This is a genomic window from Xenorhabdus poinarii G6 (assembly GCF_000968175.1).
In the GTDB taxonomy this organism is placed as follows: Bacteria; Pseudomonadota; Gammaproteobacteria; order Enterobacterales; family Enterobacteriaceae; genus Xenorhabdus; species Xenorhabdus poinarii.
In genome coordinates, this window is sequence record NZ_FO704551.1 from 3,084,223 (window position 1) to 3,102,024 (window position 17,802).

The 17,802-nt window shown below is 47.0% G+C and carries 12 protein-coding genes; 3 read left to right on the top strand and 9 right to left on the bottom strand.

Annotation, left to right across the window (positions count from 1 at the left end; genetic code table 11):
• Positions 1–335: 335 nt before the first annotated feature.
• The 3 genes from malK to malM are packed head-to-tail and all read left to right on the top strand — an operon-like array spanning position 336 to position 3,719.
• Entirely contained in the window at positions 336–1,445 is a 1,110-nt protein-coding gene (gene malK, locus XPG1_RS14250) for a maltose/maltodextrin ABC transporter ATP-binding protein MalK (RefSeq protein WP_045959633.1), read from the top strand.
• A 34-nt stretch (positions 1,446–1,479) separates the two neighbouring features.
• Positions 1,480–2,769 (top strand): maltoporin, encoded by a 1,290-nt coding sequence (locus XPG1_RS14255; protein WP_045959634.1) that lies wholly within the window; start codon positions 1,480–1,482, stop codon positions 2,767–2,769.
• Positions 2,769–3,719 (top strand): maltose operon protein MalM, encoded by a 951-nt coding sequence (gene malM, locus XPG1_RS14260; RefSeq protein ID WP_045959636.1) that lies wholly within the window; start codon positions 2,769–2,771, stop codon positions 3,717–3,719. The genes XPG1_RS14255 and malM overlap by 1 nt, the downstream gene beginning before the upstream one ends.
• 168 nt (positions 3,720–3,887) lie before the next feature.
• Here the strand turns inward: malM and rpoC are convergent, their stop codons facing one another.
• From rpoC to tuf, 9 genes are all read right to left on the bottom strand, one after another.
• Complete coding sequence (rpoC, locus tag XPG1_RS14265; protein WP_045959637.1) at positions 3,888–8,111, bottom strand: DNA-directed RNA polymerase subunit beta'; 4,224 nt, start codon at positions 8,109–8,111, stop codon at positions 3,888–3,890.
• Between the two features lie 150 nt (positions 8,112–8,261).
• On the bottom strand, positions 8,262–12,290 hold the full coding sequence (gene rpoB, locus XPG1_RS14270) for a DNA-directed RNA polymerase subunit beta (protein WP_045959639.1): 4,029 nt from the start codon (positions 12,288–12,290) through the stop codon (positions 8,262–8,264).
• A gap of 383 nt (positions 12,291–12,673) precedes the next feature.
• The gene (gene rplL, locus XPG1_RS14275; RefSeq protein ID WP_045959641.1) at positions 12,674–13,039 is read right to left on the bottom strand and encodes a 50S ribosomal protein L7/L12; all 366 of its coding nucleotides are present in this window, start codon (positions 13,037–13,039) and stop codon (positions 12,674–12,676) included.
• Positions 13,040–13,102: 63 nt separating this feature from the next.
• On the bottom strand, positions 13,103–13,600 hold the full coding sequence (gene rplJ, locus XPG1_RS14280; RefSeq protein ID WP_045959643.1) for a 50S ribosomal protein L10: 498 nt from the start codon (positions 13,598–13,600) through the stop codon (positions 13,103–13,105).
• Positions 13,601–13,935: 335 nt separating this feature from the next.
• Positions 13,936–14,637 carry a 50S ribosomal protein L1 gene (gene rplA, locus XPG1_RS14285; protein WP_045959646.1) on the bottom strand — a complete coding sequence of 234 codons (702 nt, stop codon included), beginning with the start codon at positions 14,635–14,637 and terminating at the stop codon, positions 13,936–13,938.
• Between the two features lie 3 nt (positions 14,638–14,640).
• Positions 14,641–15,069, bottom strand: a complete 429-nt coding sequence (gene rplK, locus XPG1_RS14290; protein ID WP_038260747.1) for a 50S ribosomal protein L11 — start codon at positions 15,067–15,069, stop codon at positions 14,641–14,643.
• Positions 15,070–15,284: 215 nt separating this feature from the next.
• Entirely contained in the window at positions 15,285–15,830 is a 546-nt protein-coding gene (nusG, locus tag XPG1_RS14295; RefSeq protein WP_045959649.1) for a transcription termination/antitermination protein NusG, read from the bottom strand.
• A gap of 3 nt (positions 15,831–15,833) precedes the next feature.
• Positions 15,834–16,217 (bottom strand): preprotein translocase subunit SecE, encoded by a 384-nt coding sequence (gene secE, locus XPG1_RS14300; protein WP_045959651.1) that lies wholly within the window; start codon positions 16,215–16,217, stop codon positions 15,834–15,836.
• 399 nt (positions 16,218–16,616) lie between these two features.
• On the bottom strand, positions 16,617–17,801 hold the full coding sequence (gene tuf, locus XPG1_RS14305) for an elongation factor Tu (protein ID WP_045959653.1): 1,185 nt from the start codon (positions 17,799–17,801) through the stop codon (positions 16,617–16,619).
• Position 17,802: the final 1 nt, after the last annotated feature.

Consider the following 17,802-nt stretch of genomic DNA (forward strand, 5'->3'; position numbering starts at 1 on the left):
ACTCATCCTCCTCAGTTCTACGCCTTATGCTGCACGAATGTGAACCAGCCTACAAAAACAATTAAAATCAGAACGTTAACACCAAAATAACCTCGTTTTTTGAGACTTAAATCACATCTTATCTGACAATTTTCTTCTTCCTTTATTAATCACATTAAGCTCGTCCTCCTGGCTTCTCCACCAGCAAAAATTCTGAGATGGAGGATTCTTGTACCTGTTATTTTATACACAATTCAATCATCAGTTTTTCATTCAGTTTCTCACGATGGCAAAGAAGCGAAGACGAATAAGAAACGAACAAAAAACTGAGGTGGCAAATCCGAGGGAGAGAACAAATGTCTAGCATCACATTCTGCAATGTATCTAAATCATATGGTGACACTGTCATCTCTAAAGATCTTAATCTTGAGATTCAGGAAGGGGAATTCGTCGTATTTGTCGGCCCATCAGGATGTGGAAAATCGACGTTATTGAGAATGATAGCAGGATTGGAAGATATCACTTCCGGTGACTTGTTAATAGACGGAAAGCGAATGAATGATGTGCCACCAGCCAAACGCAGCGTCGGCATGGTTTTTCAATCTTATGCGCTATATCCCCATTTCTCCGTTGCAGACAATATGTCATTTGGCATGAAGTTAGCTGGTGTCAATAAAAACGATACCCAAAAACGAGTGCAACAAGTGGCAGAAACACTCCAGCTAGCTCATCTACTGGATCGCCGTCCTAAGGCACTGTCCGGTGGTCAACGTCAGAGAGTTGCTATTGGTCGGACTCTCGTGACTGAACCGAATATCTTCCTGCTAGATGAACCCCTTTCCAATCTGGATGCTGCTTTACGTGTTCAGATGAGAATTGAGATTTCACGTTTACATAAACGGCTGCAACGTACAATGGTCTATGTCACCCATGATCAAACTGAAGCCATGACGCTGGCAGATAAAATTGTTGTTCTGGATGGCGGTAATATTGCTCAGGTTGGTAAGCCCCTTGAAATTTATCACTATCCAGCCAACCGATTTGTCGCGGGTTTTATTGGTTCACCGAAAATGAACTTCCTACCAGTCAAAGTTTCAGCGATCGCAGTCGATCAGGTGCAAATCATTTTGCCTAACGGTCAGTCTGTTTGGTTGCCCGTTGACAGTAAAGGATTAGCTGTCGGTAGTAATGTCTCTTTGGGAATTCGCCCTGAACACCTTTTACCGAACGATGTCGCCGATGTTACGCTCGAGGGGACAGTACAGATCGCAGAACAGCTGGGGAATGAAACCCAGATTCACATTCGCATACCTGCCATTCATCAAAATCTGGTGTACCGCCAGCCTGATATTGTTCTCGTGAAAGAAGGCGCTGATTTCACGATCGGATTAGCCCCTCACCGATGTCATCTTTTCCGCGAAGATGGAACCGCATGTCAACGTTTACATAAAGAACCCGGAGTTTAGATCCGCGGCATTCAAAAATAACAGGAGAATCATGATGCGTATATTGTCTCTCTCATTGGCTATGCTAACTGGTTTATTATCCATGCAAGCTATTGCTGTCGACTTCCACGGTTATGCCCGCTCAGGTATTGGCTGGACAGGAAGTGGTGGTGATCAAAAATGCGCGACCGCCACTGGTGCACCAAGTAAATACCGTCTCGGTAATGAATGTGAAACCTACGCCGAACTTAAGCTAGGACAAGAATTATGGAAAGAAGGTAACAAGCGTTTCTATTTTGATACTAATTTAGCCTATTCAGTCAGCCAGGAAAAAGACTGGGAAGCCACCAACCCCGCGTTACGGGAAGCAAATGTAAAAGCAACCAACATCATTGACTGGCTACCGAACTCAACACTGTGGGTCGGTAAACGCTTCTACCAACGCCATGACATACATATGATCGATTTCTATTATTGGGATATTTCCGGCCCCGGTGCAGGCTTAGAAGATATTGATCTCGGTTTTGGCAAACTGTCTCTCGCTGTGAGCCGCAATACTGAATCCGGGGGTTCTCAGGGTTGGGTCGCCGGCAAAGATGGTGAAATCTCAACCTCTAATGATGTTTTCGATATCCGGCTGGCCAACTTACCTGTCAATGCTGGCGGTACATTGGAATTGGGTATTGATTATGGACGTGCCAATGCACGCAAGGGATATAAGCTTGATAACAAGGCACCCAAAGATGGTGTGATGTTGACCGCTGAGCATACTCAAAGCTTGTTAGGCGGTTTTAACAAATTTGCCGTGCAGTACGCCACTGACGCAATGACCTCTAACAACAATGGGCGTGCCGAAGGTGCCAATGTGAACAACAATGGGCATATGGTGCGGGTGATGGATCATGGTGCAATCAGTCTCTCACAAAAATGGGATTTGATGTATGTCGCGATGTACCAAGATATTGACCGCGATAATCACAACGGCAACACATGGTACACCGTGGGTATTCGCCCAATGTACAAATGGACACCGATAATGAGTACCCTGATGGAAGTGGGTTATGACAATGTCAAATCTCAACACACTAAGCAAAGCAACAATCAGTACAAAATCACCCTGGCTCAACAATGGCAAGCGGGTGACAGCATTTGGTCACGGCCTGCTATACGGTTATTCACGACTTACACCAAATGGAATGAGAAATGGGGCTATGCGGATGTCAAGCCCGATGAAAACTCACCTTATATTAATGGCGTAGCTTATCGTGATACCCCTGCCCATCGATTCAGTCGTGGGAACAGCGATGAATTTACGTTTGGTGTCCAGTTTGAGGCTTGGTGGTAATGAAAAAGAAATTACTTTCATTGTGTCTCTGTGCCGTGCTCTGCAATGTGACTCCTGCTGTGAGTCACGCCGCCTCAGGTATCGTATTGTCTGATACAACAGCATCCGATACCGTCATGACGGGAGAAGCAAATCCTGACATAGCAACAAGCAATGCTCTCGTGCCAACGTTACCTCTGCCAATTTTGCAAAAATTACATTGGCAGCCGATTAATATTCATAGCACACAGACCATCATTCTTAATGATTCGTCACAACAGCTAAATGATGGAGATATTCGTGGAGCAATAGCTGCTTTTGCTTTACCTGCTAATCAAGGTTCATTGGAAATTACCCTGAATAGCTTGATAAAAGATAAACAAGCCTATTCCCCGAATGTTTTAGTGCTTGATGAACAACTTCGCCCCGCGGCCTTTTATCCAAGCCACTATTTTCGTTATCAACAACCGGGCATGATGTCCACGGATAGGCTTGAGGGCACGTTAAAGCTGACACCAACGTTAGGTCAACAGCAAATTTATTTACTGATTTATACCACTCTGGCTGATTTGAAAAACGCGACACACATGGTCGCTCCTGCGAAGGCGTATGCAAAAGGCGTTGGTAATTCAGTACCGGACATTCCAGATCCAATTGCTCGTCATACAGAGACAGGCACATTGACGCTCAAAGTGAAAACAGAGCGTGATGCAGGCAATATTATGGTTGGTCAGATATTTTCGACATCAACCGCTACACCAAAACCTGTCACCGTTGGTTCTACGCAGGCAACATCGACACATTCTAAGCCCGTCCTGAACGATACTGAACAGTATTTCAATGAGGCCATCAAGAGCGCTATTAGCCATGGAAATATCGATAAGGCATTGAAATTATTGAATGAAGCAGAGCATCTTGGCTCACCAACTGCACGGGAAACGTTTATCAACACGATAAAAAGTGGGAAATAATACTGGTTCTATACATGAAATACACAAACTAATACATTGTTATTTAAACAAAAAATAATTTTTCAGATTTATATTATCCTCATCAACAAAAAGATTTTCCTTCCCATAAAAAAATGCCCTCTACAAGAGAGGGCATTTCACAATTAGCGATACATATGCAGTACGCTATTACTCGTTATCGCTGTTGCCAAAACCTGCATTCAACAACTCTGCCAGGTTTGCAGTCGCTTCATCAACGCTAACTTGTGGTGCTTCAACCACTTCGTTTTCGTGGCGACGACGCATACGATCCTGATGGTAAGCATAACCTGTACCCGCAGGGATCAAACGACCAACGATGACGTTCTCTTTCAGACCACGCAGTTCATCACGTTTACCTGCAACGGCAGCTTCGGTCAATACGCGAGTTGTTTCCTGGAACGACGCCGCAGAGATGAAGGATTCTGTTGCCAGTGATGCTTTGGTGATACCCAACAAGTCACGATGGAAGGATGCCGCGACTTTACCATCCTGTTCCAGTTTACGGTTCGCCACTTTAACGCGTGCGTATTCCACCTGCTCGCCTTCAAGGAATTCAGAGCTACCTGAGTTCGCAATCGTCGCTTTACGCAGCATCTGACGAACGATAACTTCAATGTGTTTATCGTTAATCTTAACGCCTTGCAGACGGTAAACTTCCTGCACTTCGTTGGTAATGTAACGCGCAACTGCGTGAACACCACGCAAACGCAAGATGTCATGTGGCGATTCTGGACCATCGGAGATCACATCACCACGTTCAACCACCTCACCTTCGAACACGTTGAGCTGACGCCATTTAGGGATCATCTCTTCGTAAGCATCGCTACCATCTAATGGACTGATGACCAGACGGCGCTTACCTTTGGTTTCTTTACCAAAGGAAACGATACCGCTGATTTCTGCCAGGATAGCCGGTTCTTTTGGACGACGAGCTTCGAACAGATCCGCAACGCGTGGCAGACCACCGGTGATATCTTTAGTACCGCCAGATTCCTGAGGAATACGCGCTAATGTATCACCCGCAGAGATGGACGCGCCATCTTCTAACTGAACAATCGCTTTACCCGGCAGGAAGTACTGAGCCGGCATATCGGTACCCGGGATCAGCACATCATTACCCTGAGCATCTACGATTTTCAGCGCTGGACGCAGGTCTTTACCGCTACCGGTACGCTCCGCACTGTCCAGAACCACCAGTGAAGACAGGCCGGTCAGTTCATCCGTCTGACGGGTAATGGTTTGACCATCAACCATATCGTAGAACTGGATAATACCGGAGACTTCACTCACGACTGGCATGGTATGTGGATCCCAGTTTGCGACGGTTTCGCCACCGGTAACTGTTTCACCATCACCTTTTGCCAATACGGAACCGTAAGGCACTTTATAGCTTTCTTTGGTACGACCGAAATCGTCAATCAGGCGCAATTCGGTATTACGAGAAGTAATAACCAATTTACCTGATGAATTTGTCACGAATTTCGCATTGGTCAGTTTCAGATGACCTTTGTTACGCACCTGAATGCTGGATTCTGCTGCCGCACGAGATGCCGCACCACCGATGTGGAAGGTACGCATCGTCAACTGTGTACCTGGTTCACCGATTGACTGTGCCGCAATAACACCAACCGCTTCACCTTTGTTGATCAGGTGGCCACGTGCAAGGTCACGACCGTAACAATTAGCACAAACACCAAAGTCAGTTTCACAGCTAACTACGGAACGTACTTTCACGCTGTCAACGGAGTTTTCTTCTAACAGATCACACCATTTTTCGTTCAGCAAGGTGTTACGTTGAACCAAAATGTCTGCTGTACCTGGTTTCAGAACGTCTTCAGCCGTTACACGACCCAATACACGTTCACGCAGTGGTTCTTTAACATCACCACCTTCGATAACCGGGGTCATCAGAATACCGTCGTGAGTACCACAGTCATCTTCAGTCACCACCAGATCCTGAGCAACGTCAACCAGACGACGGGTCAGATAACCGGAGTTCGCGGTTTTCAATGCGGTATCCGCAAGACCTTTACGCGCACCGTGGGTTGAGATGAAGTACTGGAGTACGTTCAAACCTTCACGGAAGTTCGCGGTAATTGGGGTTTCGATGATGGAGCCATCTGGTGTTGCCATCAGGCCACGCATCCCCGCCAACTGACGGATCTGAGCAGCAGAACCACGCGCACCGGAGTCGGCCATCATAAAGATGTTGTTGAAAGAAACCTGTTGCTCTTCTTCACCATCACGGTTAATCACCGTTTCAGTAGACAGGTTTTCCATCATCGCTTTAGCAACACGTTCGTTGGCCGCAGCCCAGATATCGATAACCTTGTTATAGCGTTCGCCAGCCGTTACCAGACCTGACTGGAACTGTTCCTGAATTTCGGCCACTTCTGCTTCTGCTTCCGCGATAATACCTTCTTTCTTCTCAGGAATAACCATGTCGTCGATACCGACGGAGACCCCGGAACGCGCAGCGTAAGCAAAACCGGTATACATGGTCTGGTCAGCTAAGATAACCGTTGGTTTCAAGCCCAGGATGCGGTAACAGGTGTTCAGCATTCTGGAGATAGCTTTTTTACCCAATGGCTGGTTAATCAGTGAGTATGGCAGACCTCTCGGTACGATCATCCACAGGATGGCACGGCCGATGGTGGTATCAACCAGACCCGTGTTGACGGTCACATTGCCTTCGCCATCTCTCACTTCTTCAGTGATGCGAACTTTGACACGTGCGTGCAAAGAAGCCAGACCTGCGCGATAAACACGCTCTGCTTCTTTAGAACCGCTCAGCACCATGCCTTCGCCTTTCGCGTTAACACAGTCACGGGTCATGTAGTACAGACCCAATACAACGTCCTGAGATGGAACGATGATGGGTTCACCACTCGCTGGTGACAGGATGTTGTTGGTAGACATCATCAACGCACGCGCTTCCAACTGAGCTTCCAGTGTCAACGGTACGTGAACAGCCATCTGGTCACCATCGAAGTCGGCGTTATACGCAGCACACACCAATGGGTGCAGCTGGATCGCTTTACCTTCGATCAGAACGGGTTCAAATGCCTGAATACCCAAACGGTGAAGAGTTGGTGCACGGTTCAGCAGCACTGGGTGCTCACGGATGACTTCATCCAGGATATCCCAGACAACGGCCTCTTCACGCTCAACCATTTTCTTGGCTGCTTTGATGGTCGTTGCCAGACCACGCAATTCCAGCTTGCCGTAAATGAATGGCTTGAACAGTTCCAAAGCCATCTTCTTAGGCAGACCACACTGATGCAGACGCAAGTATGGACCAACGGTAATAACAGAACGGCCTGAGTAATCAACACGTTTACCCAACAGGTTCTGACGGAAACGACCCTGTTTACCCTTGATCATATCTGCCAAGGATTTCAGAGGACGTTTATTGGAACCGGTAATCGCACGACCGCGACGGCCGTTGTCCAGCAATGCATCAACCGCTTCCTGCAACATCCGTTTTTCGTTACGTACGATGATATCTGGCGCAGCCAAATCCAGCAGGCGCTTCAAACGGTTGTTACGGTTGATGACGCGACGATACAGATCATTCAGGTCTGACGTTGCAAAACGGCCACCATCCAGTGGAACCAGCGGACGCAGATCCGGTGGCAGAACTGGCAGTACAGTCAACACCATCCACTCTGGTTTGTTACCAGACTGAATGAAAGCTTCCAGCAATTTAATACGTTTGGTCAGCTTCTTACGCTTGGTTTCAGAGTTCGTTTCATTTAACTCTTCGCGCAAGACTTCACATTCGTTTTCCAAGTCGAGGTTTTTCAGCAAAGCCTGGATCGCTTCTGCGCCCATTTTTGCATCAAATTCATCCCCAAACTCTTCCAGTGCATCCAGATACTGTTCTTCAGTCAGGATTTGACTACGCTCGAGGCTCGTCATCCCGCCTTCGACAACAACATAGGATTCGAAGTACAGTACACGCTCGATGTCACGCAGAGGCATGTCCAACAACAAGCCGATGCGGGATGGCAGCGATTTCAGGAACCAGATGTGAGCAGTCGGAGATGCCAGTTCGATGTGCCCCATACGTTCACGACGAACTTTGGTTTGGGTCACTTCAACACCACATTTCTCACAAATCACACCACGGTGCTTTAATCGCTTGTATTTACCACACAAACATTCGTAATCTTTTACTGGCCCGAAAATACGCGCACAGAAAAGGCCGTCACGCTCAGGCTTGAACGTACGGTAGTTAATCGTTTCTGGCTTTTTTACTTCGCCGAATGACCACGAACGGATCATATCTGGAGAGGCCAGAGCAATTTTGATCGCATCAAACTCTTCGGTCTTAGTTTGCGCTTTCAGAAACTTCAATAAGTCTTTCACGAAATGGCTCCTGTCGGAGTTAGACCTGTTAGGTGAGTGGCCCATGCCACTCCCCTCTATAACCAGTATAACCACTGGGACCAGTGCAACCACTGGCTGGTAAACTGTCCGACATTTTCATGCCGGAGAGTTTACCAGCAGAAAAACGATTTATTCGTCTTCCAGCTCGATGTTGATACCCAACGAACGGATTTCTTTCAGCAATACGTTGAAAGATTCCGGCATGCCAGGTTCCATCTGGTGGCTACCATCCACGATGTTTTTATACATCTTGGTTCGACCGTTAACATCGTCGGATTTAACGGTGAGCATTTCTTGCAGGGTGTACGCAGCACCATATGCTTCCAATGCCCACACTTCCATCTCACCGAAGCGCTGTCCACCGAACTGTGCCTTACCACCCAACGGCTGCTGAGTAACCAGACTATAAGAGCCGGTAGAACGGGCGTGCATCTTGTCATCAACCAAGTGGTTCAATTTCAGCATGTACATGTAACCAACGGTTACCTGACGCTCGAATTGTTCACCTGTACGGCCGTCGAACAGTGTGATCTGGCCGGAAGTTGGCAAGCCACCCAGTTTCAACAACTCTTTGATTTCGGTTTCTTTTGCACCATCAAAGACAGGCGTTGCGATAGGCATCCCTTTTCTCAGGTTTTCTGCCAGACGCATAACTTCTTCATCGCTGAAGGTGTTCAGGTCAACTTTCTGACTCGTATCGTCACCCAGATCATAAGCTTTCTGGATAAATTCACGCAGCTTGGCAACTTCTTGCTGCTGTTTCAGCATAGCATTAATCTTGTCACCAATGCCTTTCGCTGCCATACCTAAGTGCGTTTCCAGAATCTGACCGATGTTCATACGTGATGGTACGCCCAGCGGGTTCAGTACGATGTCAACAGGTGTACCGTTTTCATCGTAAGGCATGTCTTCGATCGGGTTGATTTTAGAGATAACCCCTTTGTTACCGTGACGACCTGCCATCTTGTCACCAGGCTGGATCTGACGTTTCACAGCCAGATACACTTTGACAATTTTCAGCACGCCTGGTGCCAGATCGTCACCCTGGGTAATCTTACGGCGTTTAGCATCCAGTTTTTTCTCGAACTCAGCCTTCAGTTCGTCATACTGTTCTGCCAACTGTTCTAACTGATTTTGTTTTTCTTCATCAGCCAGACCCAGTTCCAACCAACGTCCACGAGGAAGTTTGCTGAGTTTTTCCGCTTCAACACCACCGGCAACCAGTACAGAGTGAATACGAGCAAACAAGCCAGCTTCGAAAATTTGCAGTTCTTCTGTCAGGTCTTTCTTAGCCTCACGCAACTGCATCTCTTCAATTTCCAACGCACGTTTGTCTTTTTCCACGCCATCACGGGTAAAGACTTGTACGTCGATAACTGTACCAGAAACACCATTCGGTACGCGCAGTGAGGAATCTTTCACATCAGACGCTTTCTCACCGAAGATCGCACGCAGCAGTTTTTCTTCTGGCGTCAGCTGAGTTTCCCCTTTCGGGGTCACTTTACCAACCAGAATATCGCCGCCTTTCACTTCAGCACCGATATAAACGATCCCGGATTCATCCAGCTTAGACAGCGCCGCTTCACCCACGTTAGGGATGTCAGCCGTTATCTCTTCCGGCCCCAGTTTCGTATCACGAGAGACACAAGCCAGTTCTTGAATGTGAATCGTGGTGAAACGGTCTTCCTGAACAACACGCTCAGAGACGAGGATGGAGTCTTCGAAGTTATAACCATTCCATGGCATAAATGCCACGCGCATATTCTGACCCAGAGCCAGTTCACCCAAATCGGTGGATGGACCATCAGCCAGAACGTCACCACGCTCTACCAGCTCACCCAAAGAAACACATGGCATCTGGTTGATACACGTATTTTGGTTTGAACGGGTATATTTAGTCAGGTTATAGATATCAATGCCCGCTTCACCCGCGTACATTTCATCTTCGTTGACCTTGATGACGATACGAGATGCGTCAACGTACTGAACCACACCGCCACGTTTAGCAACGGAAGTGACACCGGAGTCAACTGCAACTGCACGCTCCATGCCTGTTCCGACCAACGGCTTATCAGCACGCAGTGTTGGTACCGCCTGACGTTGCATGTTCGCACCCATCAATGCACGGTTGGCGTCATCGTGTTCAAGGAATGGGATCAGAGAAGCACCGACGGACACGATCTGTTGTGTCGAAACGTCCATGTACTGAACCTGATCACGGTTGAACAAGCTGGATTCATCGTAATGACGGCAAGTGACCAATTCTTCAACAAAGTGGCCTTCTTCATCCAATACGGTGTTCGCCTGAGCAATAACGTAGTTACCTTCTTCGATCGCAGACAGGTAATGAATTTCATCAGTGACTACGCCATCACGCACTAAGCGGTAAGGTGTCTCCAGGAAACCATACTCATTGGTACGCGCATAGACGGATAATGAGTTAATCAGACCGATGTTTGGCCCTTCAGGCGTTTCGATTGGACATACACGACCGTAATGAGTTGGGTGTACGTCTCGAACTTCAAAGCCTGCACGCTCACGAGTCAGACCACCTGGGCCTAACGCAGAAATACGACGTTTATGCGTAATTTCAGACAGTGGGTTGTTCTGGTCCATGAATTGGGACAACTGGCTGGAACCAAAGAACTCTTTCACCGCCGCAGAAATTGGTTTAGCGTTAATCATGTCCTGAGGCATCAGAGTATCCAGATCACCCAGCGACAAACGCTCTTTCACTGCACGTTCTACACGAACCAGACCAACGCGGAACTGGTTTTCAGCCATTTCACCAACGGAACGGATACGACGGTTGCCCAAGTGGTCAATATCATCGACTTCACCTTTACCGTTACGGATATCAATGAGCTTTTTCATCACATCAATGATGTCTTCTTTGCTCAGGATACCGGAACCTTCAACCGCTTCACGATCCAGCGAACGGTTGAACTTCATACGGCCAACCGCAGACAGATCATAGCGATCTTCAGAGAAGAACAGGTTCTCAAATAGATTTTCTGCGGCTTCACGCGTTGGTGGTTCACCCGGACGCATCATGCGGTAGATTTCAACCAACGCGCTCAGACGATCGTTAGTTGGGTCAACACGCAAGGTTTCGGAAATATAAGCACCATGATCCAGATCATTGGTAAACAGAGTCTCAATAGATTTATGACCAGACTGACTCAAACGTGCCAGCAGATCTAAAGAGAGTTCCATGTTAGCAGCACAGATGATTTCACCGGTGTTCTGGTCGATGTAATCTTTTGCGACAACTTTACCCGCGATATATTCGACAGGTACCTCAATACGGTCTACCTGATCTTTTTCCAATTGGCGAATATGACGAGCGGTGATACGGCGGCCTTTCTCAACATAGACTTTGCCGTTAGCTTCAATATCAAATGAAGCCGTCTCGCCACGCAGACGTTCTGGAACCAGCGTCATCCGCAATTTATTATCGCGAATTTCGAAAACGGTTTTGTTGAAGAACAGATTCAGAATGTCTTCAGTAGAATAATTCATCGCGCGCAGAATAATCGAAGCCGGCAGTTTACGGCGGCGGTCGATACGCACAAACAGGTTATCTTTTGGATCAAATTCGAAATCTAACCATGAACCACGGTAAGGGATGATACGTGCATTATACAGTACCTTACCGGATGAATGGGTTTTACCCTTATCGCTGTCAAAGAAAACGCCTGGGCTACGATGCAACTGAGATACGATAACACGCTCAGTACCGTTAATAACGAAAGTTCCGTTATCGGTCATGCGTGGAATTTCACCCATGTAGACTTCTTGCTCTTTGATGTCTTTAACTGTGCCTTCTGGCGCTTCGCGCTCATAGATCACCAAACGCAGTTTAACGCGCAGTGGTGAAGAATAAGTCACGCCACGGATCTGACACTCTTTAACATCAAAGACAGGTTCACCAAGACGGTAGCTTACATATTGCAGCTCTGCATTGCCACTGTAGCTCTGAATTGGAAACACTGAACGGAAGGCCGCTTCCAGTCCATTTTGGCCTTCAGGATCTTGCTCGATAAATTTCTGGAACGAGTCAAGTTGGATAGAAAGAAGATATGGAACATCCAAAACTTGTGGACGTTTACCAAAATCCTTACGAATACGTTTTTTCTCGGTATAGGAGTAAACCATAGGGTTCCTCAGCTCGCTGATAAGTGACCCACTCTGTCCGCCCTTAAGGACAGCACTCTGCAACACTATTTCTTTCGAACAGAAAACAGAATATTTTCCGTAATACTCATTACTATTACTCTTAAATCATTTCATTGCGTTACCTTACTACCGAGCTACCCGAGTGGATCGTAGCTGAGAACGCAGTATATTAAGTCGTCAATAGGAAGAAGTATTCTGGGTTTATTAGCAGCCAAACAGTGTGAAATGCTACTAACTCCCTACATAATGCCTTTCCGGCAATATGGCTGTCGGGTAATACCCCTACAGCGCAAAAAGGCTGGCGATTAAAAAATCGCCAGCCGCCAGCCTTAAAAAATCAGGCTGCGAACTTCAAACAGATCTTACTTGATCTCAACAGAAGCACCTGCTTCTTCCAGAGATTTTTTCAGCGCTTCAGCGTCGTCTTTGCTGATAGCTTCTTTCAGAGCTGCTGGTGCGCTTTCAACCAGATCTTTAGCTTCTTTCAGACCCAGGCCAGTTGCGCCACGTACTGCTTTGATAACTGCAACTTTGTTAGCGCCAACGCCAGTCAGGATAACGTCGAATTCAGTTTTTTCTTCAACTGCTTCAGCAGCACCACCAACTACAGCAACAGCTGCAGCAGCAGAAACGCCGAATTTCTCTTCCATCATGCTGATCAGTTCAACAACGTCCATTACAGACATTTCTGCAACTGCGTCCAGAATTTGTTCTTTAGTGATAGACATAACAAGTGTTCCTAAAATTCAGAAAAAATTTATACGTTAAAAAGCAACGAAGGAAATAGGCAATTAAGCTGCTTCTTTCTGATCGCGTAGCGCAGCCAGAGTGCGAACCAGTTTGCCTGCTGAGGCTTCTTTCATGGTTGACATCAGGCGTGCGATTGCTTCTTCGTAAGTTGGGAGTGTTGCCAGGCGATCGATATTCTCACCTGAAATAAACTCACCTTCAAAGGCTGCTGCTTTAATCTCGAATGCTGGGTTCGCTTTCGCGAATTCTTTGAACAGACGAGCTGCTGCGCCCGGATGTTCGTTAGAGAAAGCAATCAAGGTTGGACCAACAAACGCTTCTTTCAGGCACTCATAAGAAGTACCCTCAACAGCACGGCGCATCAGCGTGTTACGTACAACACGCATGTAAACGCCCGCTTCGCGACCTGCTTTACGCAGTTCAGTCATTTTATCTACGGTAACGCCGCGAGAATCCGCAATAACCGCAGACAGCGCGCCTTTGGCTACTTCGCTGACTTCAGCAACAATCGCTTGTTTGTCTTGAAGATTTAGTGCCATTAGCTTCTTGCTCCTGGATTAACCGGGAAGACCCGGAACTCACTTCACTCAAAGCACCGAATGTGCCTGAGCGCTAAAACACGGTGAGCAGAATCCAGAAAATAAATTTCATTTGGCTCTGTCACCGTCTACGCAGGATATTAAGTAATTACTTACGCCTGCGGTCTTGGACGGGGCTTGGATTTGGCCAAGCTCCAACCGAAAACTTGTTATTTGCCAATATTGCCTTATTTTTCAAAGGTTGTGTGTCATAAAACACACAATGAGGCAAATTTTAAGCGTCAGATTTTAGACAAATCTGACGCTAAGGTAAAGCGTTATCTCAGCTTAAATCATTAAACTGATGCGTTCAGACCAGACTGGTCGATCGCAACACCTGCACCCATGGTAGTAGACAAGCTAACTTTCTTGATGAAAACACCTTTAGCAGAAGATGGCTTCGCTTTTTTCAGCGCAACCAGCAGAGCTTCCAGGTTTTCTTTCAGTTTGTCAGCATCAAAGTCAACTTTACCGATAGTCGTGTGGATGATGCCATTTTTGTCGTTACGGTAACGAATCTGACCTGCTTTCGCGTTTTGTACCGCTTCAGCAACGTTAGGGGTTACAGTACCCACTTTCGGGTTTGGCATCAGACCACGTGGGCCCAGGATTTGACCCAGTTGGCCAACAACACGCATTGCATCTGGAGATGCGATAACGACGTCGAAGTCCATCTCGCCTTTCTTAACCAGGTCAGCCAGATCTTCCATACCTACCAGCTCAGCGCCAGCAGCTTTAGCCGCTTCAGCGTTTGCACCCTGAGTAAATACAGCAACACGAACTGAACGACCTGTGCCGTGTGGCAATACTGTTGCACCACGAACGTTCTGGTCAGATTTACGAGCGTCAATGCCAAGATTAACAGCTACGTCAACGCTTTCTACAAACTTAGCAGTAGCCAGTTCTTTCAGCAGAACAACCGCTTCGTCGATGTTATATTGTTTAGTTGCATCAACTTTTTCACGAATAGTGCGCATGCGCTTGGTCAGTTTAGCCATTGATTAACCCTCCACTACCAGGCCCATGGAACGAGCAGTACCTTCGATTGAACGCATCATCGCGTCAACATCAGCACCAGTCATGTCAGCAGCTTTAGTTTCGGCAATTTCACGAATCTGAGCGCTGGTTACTTTACCAACTTTTTCTTTATTCGGTTTGCCGGAACCCGATTTGATGCCTGCTGCTTTTTTCAACAGAACGGCTGCTGGTGGGGTTTTGGTAACGAAAGTGAAAGAACGGTCTGCATAAACAGTAATTACAACTGGAATTGGCAAGCCTTTCTCAATGCTTTCAGTTTTCGCATTGAACGCTTTACAGAATTCCATGATGTTAACACCTTGCTGACCCAGCGCTGGACCAACTGGTGGGCTTGGGTTAGCCATACCAGCTGCAACTTGCAGCTTAACGTAGGCTTGGACTTTCTTAGCCATTGCTATTTTCCTCTGTGTGGGTGTTATCGCCTCAAAAAATGAGGCTCCCCTGACAATTCAGCCCCGTCTATAAAATATAAGACCAGACCACTAAAATATGACCTAAATTACCTAGAGGACATCATCTAAATGATGCCTAGATAAAAACAAAAGGCGCGAAATTGTATGCTAATTTCACACCCTTTGCAAGCAGATCTGCTTACTTAAACACCAGTTCAGACTTTCTCTACCTGACTGAAATCCAGCTCAACAGGGGTAGCACGACCAAAGATAGACACCGACACTTTCAAACGGCTCTTCTCATAATCGACTTCTTCTACCACACCATTAAAGTCTGCAAACGGACCATCGCTGACTCGAACCATTTCTCCTGGCTCGAACAGGGTTTTTGGCCGTGGCTTATCACCAACCTGTTGAAGACGATTCATAATCGCATCAACTTCTTTATCACTGATTGGTGCTGGGCGGTCAGAAGTGCCACCGATAAAACCCATTACGCGAGGTACACTACGAACCAAATGCCATGTCGCATCGTTCATGACCATCTGTACCAAGACATAACCGGGGAAAAATTTACGCTCGCTTTTACGGCGCTGGCCACTGCGGATCTCGACGACTTCTTCTGTCGGCACCATCACTTCGCCAAACGAATCTTCCATCTCTTGTAATTTAATATGTTCACGCAGAGATTGAGCGACGCGACCTTCAAACCCAGAAAATGCCTGGATGACGTACCAACGCTTTTTTGGGGATTCAGACATTTTTTAAAACCTCAGGCCTGTAATAAATGAAACTAAACGCACCAGAATACCATCAAGCCCCCACAAAATAAGAGACATGATAGCCGTCACCGCTGCAACAATCAGTGTTGTATGCAGTGCTTCCTGGCGAGTTGGCCAAATGACTTTACGCATTTCAATGCGGGCTTCACGGGCAAAGGCTAATGCAGCTTTACCTTTTACAGTCCACAATGCAACTGCTCCTGCAAGGGCAGCAATAGCAACCACGGCTATCGCGCGCAGAGGCAGGTTATACTCTCGGTAATAGTAATTACCCACAATAGCAACCACCAGCAGCACTGCTACCAATAGCCATTTTGCTATATCAAGACCACGCCCGCTTTCTTGAGCATCGCTATTCGCACTCATAAACCAACCTGTAACTATATGTAAGTAACTATGATGTAAATAGATAGCCAGCTTGCCTCGCAAGAGCAAAACAAATCAGACCGAACCCAAAGATAATTGTAATTGTATCTGACTCGGCGCCATAATTCAGTAGGACTTTTATATCTTAATGATACTGAAGCCCATCCGTTGTATCAGAGCCTATCTCACCAATAATTAAGAATAGCAATCAAACAGCAATTTACCTGCCATTTATCAACTAATTATAAACAACCATTGATGAGATAGGTTCTTCTTAAGACAACGTATCAAATAATGCCCTGATACTATGCCTTAAAGCAATGTCCTAAGACATACTCTAAGGCAAAGTATAAAAAGGGCATCGATAGATGCCCTTCTAAAATGAACACATAAAAAAAATTATGCGATCACTTTAGCAACAACACCTGCACCAACAGTACGGCCACCTTCACGGATAGCGAAACGCAGACCGTCGTCCATGGCGATTGGCGCAATCAGGGTCACTTTCATGTTGATGTTGTCACCTGGCATTACCATCTCTACGCCTTCTGGCAGTTCGATAGTACCGGTTACGTCCGTTGTACGGAAGTAGAACTGTGGACGGTAACCTTTGAAGAATGGGGTATGACGACCACCTTCATCTTTGCTCAGGATGTACACTTCAGATTCGAACTGAGTGTGTGGGTGGATAGACGCTGGCTTCGCCAGAACCTGACCACGCTCAACATCATCACGCTTAGTACCACGCAGCAGAACACCAACGTTCTCACCAGCACGGCCTTCGTCCAGCAATTTGCGGAACATTTCAACACCTGTACAGGTCGTTTTCGTGGTTTCTTTGATACCGACGATTTCAACTTCGTCACCCACTTTAACGATACCGCGCTCTACACGACCGGTGACTACGGTACCACGACCGGAGATAGAGAAAACGTCTTCGATTGGCAGCAGGAATGGCTTATCAATGTCACGCTCTGGCTCTGGGATGTAAGTATCCAGGGCTTCTGCCAGTTCGATGATTTTTGCTTCCCACTCGGCTTCGCCTTCCAGCGCTTTCAGTGCAGAACCACGGATGATTGGCGTGTCGTCGCCTGGGAAATCGTATTGAGACAGCAGCTCACGAACTTCCATTTCAACCAGTTCCAGCAGCTCTTCATCATCAACCATGTCACATTTGTTCAGGAACACGATGATGTATGGAACGCCTACCTGACGACCCAGCAGGATGTGCTCACGCGTCTGTGGCATTGGGCCATCAGTCGCCGCAACAACCAGGATCGCGCCGTCCATCTGAGCAGCACCGGTGATCATGTTTTTCACGTAGTCGGCGTGGCCTGGGCAGTCAACGTGTGCGTAGTGACGAGTTGGGGTATCGTATTCTACGTGAGAAGTAGAGATGGTGATACCACGCGCTTTTTCTTCTGGTGCGTTATCGATCTGATCGAATGCACGAGCGCTACCGCCGTAGGTTTTTGCCAAAACGGTGGTGATTGCAGCAGTCAAGGTAGTTTTACCGTGGTCAACGTGGCCGATAGTACCAACGTTAACGTGCGGTTTTGAACGTTCAAACTTTTCTTTAGACACG